Annotated in this window: 2 protein-coding genes; both read left to right on the forward strand. The window is 64.1% G+C overall.

The features are described 5' to 3' along the window. Positions 1–57 precede the first annotated feature (57 nt). Complete coding sequence (gene rplW / locus A2J03_RS27580) at positions 58–363, forward strand: 50S ribosomal protein L23 (RefSeq protein WP_068380830.1); 306 nt, start codon at positions 58–60, stop codon at positions 361–363. 39 nt (positions 364–402) lie between these two features. Beyond that, the gene (gene rplB / locus A2J03_RS27585) at positions 403–1,242 is read left to right on the forward strand and encodes a 50S ribosomal protein L2 (protein WP_068380827.1); all 840 of its coding nucleotides are present in this window, start codon (positions 403–405) and stop codon (positions 1,240–1,242) included. The last annotated feature ends 9 nt before the right edge of the window (positions 1,243–1,251 follow it).

Consider the following 1,251-nt stretch of genomic DNA (forward strand, 5'->3'; position numbering starts at 1 on the left):
CGTGGAAGCGCTGAACACGTTCATCGCAGGGCCTGCGAAGAACGAGGAGGCAAGCAAGTGACCACCATCGCCGATCCCCGCGACATCCTGCTGGCACCGGTCATCTCCGAGAAGTCCTACGGACTGATCGAAGAAGGCACGTACACCTTCCTGGTGCGCCCGGATTCGAACAAGACGCAGATCAAGATCGCCGTCGAGAAGATCTTCGACGTCACCGTGACCAGCGTCAACACGCAGAACCGTCAGGGCAAGCGTAAGCGGACCCGTGCCGGTTACGGCAAGCGCAAGGACACCAAGCGCGCGCTCGTAACGCTCTCCGCCGACAGCAAGCCCATCGAGATCTTCGGAGGTCCGGTCGCGTAAGCGACTGGGACTCTTCGGATATAGAGGACGAGAAGACTCATGGCAATCCGTAAGTACAAGCCGACCACTCCGGGCCGCCGCGGCTCCAGCGTCTCCGATTTCGCGGAGATCACCCGCAGCACGCCCGAGAAGTCGCTGGTTCGCCCCCTGCACGGTCGCGGTGGACGTAACGCACACGGTCGTATCACCACCCGGCACAAGGGTGGCGGACACAAGCGCGCGTACCGTCTGATCGATTTCCGTCGCAACGACAAGGACGGCGTGCCGGCCAAGGTCGCTCACATCGAGTACGACCCCAACCGCACCGCCAACATTGCCCTGCTGCATTACGCAGACGGTGAGAAGCGCTACATCGTGGCACCCAAGGGCATCGCTCAGGGCTCACCGATCGAGCAGGGCGCAAGCGCCGACATCAAGCCGGGTAACAACCTGCCCCTGCGCAACATCCCGACGGGTACGACCATCCACGCGGTCGAGCTTCGTCCGGGCGGCGGCGCCAAGATGGCACGCTCTGCCGGTGCGAGCATCCAGCTCCTCGGTAAGGAAGGCCCCTACGCCACGCTGCGTATGCCTTCCGGTGAAATCCGTCGCGTCGACGTGCGCTGCCGCGCAACCGTCGGCGAGGTCGGCAACGCCGAGCAGTCGAACATCAACTGGGGTAAAGCCGGCCGTATGCGTTGGAAGGGCAAGCGCCCGACCGTTCGTGGTGTCGTGATGAACCCGGTCGACCACCCGCACGGTGGCGGCGAGGGCAAGACCTCGGGTGGACGCCACCCGGTCAGCCCGTGGGGACAGGCCGAGGGCCGTACCCGCAGTAAGAAGAAGGCGAGCGACAAGCTCATTGTCCGTCGCCGTCGTACCGGCAAGAACAAGCGCTAGGAGGGAGTT

This window comes from Rhodococcus sp. EPR-157 (genome assembly GCF_001647195.1).
GTDB lineage: Bacteria > Actinomycetota > Actinomycetes > Mycobacteriales > Mycobacteriaceae > Rhodococcoides.

What these genes read in the sequence shown, in the direction of transcription:
- rplB (WP_068380827.1), top strand. Translation starts at nt 403, where the DNA reads ATGGCAATCCGTAAGTACAAGCCGACCACTCCGGGCCGCCGCGGCTCC.